Origin of the sequence: Polaromonas sp., from assembly GCF_018780625.1 — a bacterium.
Lineage (GTDB): Bacteria > Pseudomonadota > Gammaproteobacteria > Burkholderiales > Burkholderiaceae_C > Polaromonas.
This window is the reverse complement of the sequence record NZ_JADMJK010000143.1, coordinates 1-3,632: the sequence shown is the minus strand read 5'-3', so window position 1 is coordinate 3,632 and position 3,632 is coordinate 1. Positions and strand designations below refer to the sequence as shown.

Annotated in this window: 5 protein-coding genes; all 5 read right to left on the bottom strand. The window is 64.4% G+C overall.

The window, feature by feature from the left end; all coding sequences use genetic code 11:
• Nucleotides 1-200: ferredoxin family protein (locus IV091_RS12355; protein ID WP_293469131.1), on the bottom strand; the 200-nt coding region annotated here is incomplete at its 3' end.
• Nucleotides 201-291: 91 nt separating this feature from the next.
• Complete coding sequence (locus IV091_RS12350; protein ID WP_293469129.1) at nt 292-1,605, bottom strand: GTP-binding protein; 1,314 nt, start codon at nt 1,603-1,605, stop codon at nt 292-294.
• Nucleotides 1,605-2,537: a sulfate adenylyltransferase subunit CysD gene (cysD, locus tag IV091_RS12345; protein ID WP_293469127.1), complete on the bottom strand. Its 933-nt coding sequence runs from the start codon at nt 2,535-2,537 to the stop codon at nt 1,605-1,607. Before cysD ends, IV091_RS12350 begins: the two co-directional genes overlap by 1 nt.
• Nucleotides 2,534-3,319, bottom strand: coding sequence for a phosphoadenylyl-sulfate reductase (locus IV091_RS12340; RefSeq protein WP_293469125.1), 786 nt, complete (start codon nt 3,317-3,319; stop codon nt 2,534-2,536). The genes cysD and IV091_RS12340 overlap by 4 nt, the downstream gene beginning before the upstream one ends.
• 13 nt (nt 3,320-3,332) lie before the next feature.
• The coding region (locus IV091_RS12335; protein WP_293469123.1) for a DUF934 domain-containing protein at nt 3,333-3,632 on the bottom strand (300 nt) is incomplete at its 5' end.

Below are 3,632 nucleotides of genomic sequence, written 5' to 3'. Positions count from 1 at the left end.
TGCAGCTGGTCGGCCGGCGTGTCTTCTTCGGCATAAATGGCATTGACCGGGCATTCTGGAATGCACACGGCGCAATCAATGCACTCGTCCGGATCAATCACCAGCATGTTGGGGCCTTCGCGGAAGCAGTCCACGGGGCAGACGTCCACACAGTCGGTGTATTTGCAGCGGATGCAGGATTCGGAGACGATGTGTGTCATGGTGTGAGAAGGTTGTCGGTGTAAACGCTCGATTTTAAGAGCTTTACGGTTTCAGGGTGAAGGGTAGGGCTGGGGTTTCGCTTGATGCCGGTCAAAGAACCAGCGCCGCGCCCGAGGTCTTGTGGGAGGCCGTGTCGACCAGCACCAGCGAGCCCAGCACGCGCGAGCGCAGGTAGGGCAGGGTCACCAGCGCTTCCTGCAGGCTCAGCTCGACATGGCCAATCGCGTTGGGCGGCAGTTCGCTGGCGTCTTCTTCGGCCAGCGTGTTGACGTCCAGCTTGTGCACGATGCGCCTGACCTTGGCCTTGACCCAGCGGTGGCCCTGGAGCGCCCAGTAGACGCGCCCGGCCACCAGCGGCTCGTCGTCCATCCAGGCCATGGTGACCGCCACCTCGCGCGAAGGCGCAAAGCTGCCCTCGGCCAGCAGCCAGTCGCCGCGCGACACATCCACTTCGCGGTCCAGCACAATGCCTGCACTGTGGCTCGCCAAAATGGATTTGGGCTGGCGGATATGGTCGAGCACCTGCGCCACCACGGCGGTTTGCCCGCTCGGCAAGACGGTCACGGTCTGGCCGGGCTGCACGCCGCCAGTAGCGACGCGGCCCCAGAAGACGCGGCGGCCCTGGGAGGTGTCGGAAGAGGAAGAGAATTTCTCGACCCACTGCACCGGAAAGGCGAATGCTTCGCCCGTTTCTGCGGGCGTGGCGGGCAATTGCTCCAGCAGGGCCAAGAGCGACGGGCCGGTGTAGCCGCACCAGCCTGGTTTGGCGTCCACCACGTTGTAGCCGATCAGCGCGGAAATCGGCACGATGGCCTTGACCGGGATCAGCGCCGCCTCGGCAAACGCCGTCAGCGCGGCGCTGATGTTATTGAAGGCCAGCGCCGGGTCCTGCACGGCATCGAGCTTGTTCACCGTGAACACGATGGACGGCACGCGCAGCAGCTTGACCAGCAGCGAATGGCGGCGGGTTTGCGGCAGCAGCTCCATCGCCGGGTTTTGCCAAGCGAGCTTGGTCGCGTCGACCAGCACCACGGCGGCGTCGGCGCTCGATGCCGCCGTGACCATGTTGCGGGTGTACTGCTCGTGGCCGGGCGCGTCGCCGATGATGAACTTGCGCTTTTCGGTGGCGAAGTAGCGGTAGGCCACGTCAATCGTGATGCCTTGCTCGCGCTCGGCCGAGAGGCCGTCGGTCAGCAGCGCCAGGTCGGTCTCGCCGGCGCGCTGCACGCCCGCCAGGTGGTCTTGTAGCACGGCTTTGCTGTCCACCAGCAGGCGGCCAATCAGCGTGCTCTTGCCGTCGTCGACCGAGCCGCAGGTGATGAATTTCAGCGCCGATTTCAGGTCATTTTGTGCTGCAGCGTTTGCTGGCTTTGTGTCAGCAGCGATCAAATCTATAGTCGTCATCAGAAGTACCCGTCTTTCTTGCGCTTTTCCATGGAAGCGTCTGAGGTTTTGTCGTCCATGCGTGTGGCGCCGCGCTCGCTCACGTCCGCGGCCAGTGTTTCAATCACGATTTCAGCGGCGGTGGTGGCCGGGCTGTCAACCGGGCAGGTGCAGGTGATGTCGCCCAGGGTCCGAAAACGCACGGTCTTTTCAATGACCTGCTCGCCGTCGCGGGCCGGCGTCAGTTCGGTGACCGGCACCAGCAGGCCCTTGCGCTCGACGATCTTGCGCTGGTGCGCGTAATACAGCGAGGGCAGGGCGATCTGCTCGCGCTCGATGTACTGCCATACGTCCAGTTCAGTCCAGTTGGAAATCGGGAACACCCGGAAATGCTCGCCGGGCTGCAGCCGGGTGTTGAACAGCGTCCAGAGTTCGGGCCGCTGGGCCTTGGGCTGCCACTGGCCGAAGCTGTCGCGGTGCGAGAAGATGCGCTCCTTGGCACGCGCCTTTTCCTCGTCGCGGCGGGCGCCGCCGATCAGCGCATCAAAGCGAAATTCGTCGATGGCTTCCAGCAACGTCACTGACTGGTGCGCATTGCGTGGCTCGTCCGGATGGGCCAGGCGCACCGTGCCGCGCTTCATCGAGTCCTCGACACGGCGGATGATCAGCTCGGCGCCGAGTTCCCTGGCGCGCAGGTCGCGGAAATCGGTCACTTCCGGGAAGTTGTGGCCGGTGTCAATCATCAGGAGCGGGTAGGGAATGCGGCCCACGCCAAAGGCTTTTTCGGCGCATTTCAGCATCACCAGCGAGTCCTTGCCGCCCGAGAACAGCAGCGCCGGGCGCTCGAAGGCGGCGGCGACTTCACGCAGGATGAAGATGGTTTCCTCTTCCAGCGCATCGAGGTGCGCATTGCTCAGCTTGGCCAGCAATTGGGGTTCGGTTCGGGCGTTCATGCGTTTATTTCTCGGATGGGGATGATGCTTGAAAGGGACTCAAACGCGGCGGGTTCCTGCGCTTCGTGGGTGCCGTCGGCGGCCACATGCAGGCCACATTCCTTGGCGCTTTCCTGTTCCCACCACCAGCGGCCGGAGCGGAAGTCCTCGCCCAGCGTCACGGCGCGGGTGCAGGGCGCGCAGCCAATGCTGGGGAAAAACTCGTCGTGCAGCGGGTTGTAGGGCACCTGGTTGACGGCAATGAAGTGCCAGATGTCGCCCCAGGTCCAATCGGCCAGCGGGTTGATCTTCGCACGCTCGGCCTGCTGCTCAACGTCATGCACTTCGGCCCGGGCATTGGACTGCTCGCGCCTCAGGCCGGTGATCCAGCCCTTTTTGCCGGCCAGCGCACGTGCCAGTGGCTCCATCTTGCGAAAATCGCAGCAGGTCTTGCGTAAACCCAGGCTTTTGTACATCGCGTCGCTGCCAAACTCGGCGACAAACTTTTCGGCCACGGCCGGGTCGGGCTGGTAAACGTCTACCGTCACGCCGTAACGCGCTTCCAGCCGCCCCACCAGCGCCAGCGTCTGGGCGTGCAGCATGCCGGTGTCGAGCACGAAAATGCGGGCGGCTATGCCGGTGTCATGGATCAAGTGGCTGATCACCATGTCTTCGGCGCCCAGGCTGGAGGCCTGCGTCAATGGCGCGTACTGCGCGGCGGCAGACCGCAGCAGGGCTTTGCTGGCGTCGAGCTTTTGGGTAAAGGCGGGCGAGGGCTTGGCGTACAGTGAAATGGCGCTCATGGTGTTCTCCGGGTCAGGCAGCGAAATGCGGGCTGACGCGTACCGCGTCGCCCTGGTAGCGGCCGACGCCGTAGCCCGGGTAGCTGCCAAGCACGCGCTCGGCCACGGCCAGGTCCTGGTCGGCGCGCAGCACGGCGGTGGTGAAGCCGCTGCGCTCCATCTGCGCCAGCTGGTCGGCCAGCACGTCGCCAGTGGCGCGAATCTCTCCCTTGAAGCCGAGCCGGCGGCTCAGCAAAAACGCCTGGCTGAAGGCCCGGCCGTCGGAGAACTTGGGAAAGTTCAGGTCGATGCGGTCCACCCCGGCCAGCGCCAG

What these genes read in the sequence shown, in the direction of transcription:
- IV091_RS12340 (WP_293469125.1), bottom strand. Translation starts at nt 3,319, where the DNA reads ATGAGCGCCATTTCACTGTACGCCAAGCCCTCGCCCGCCTTTACCCAA.
- cysD (WP_293469127.1), bottom strand. Translation starts at nt 2,537, where the DNA reads ATGAACGCCCGAACCGAACCCCAATTGCTGGCCAAGCTGAGCAATGCG.
- IV091_RS12350 (WP_293469129.1), bottom strand. Translation starts at nt 1,605, where the DNA reads ATGACGACTATAGATTTGATCGCTGCTGACACAAAGCCAGCAAACGCT.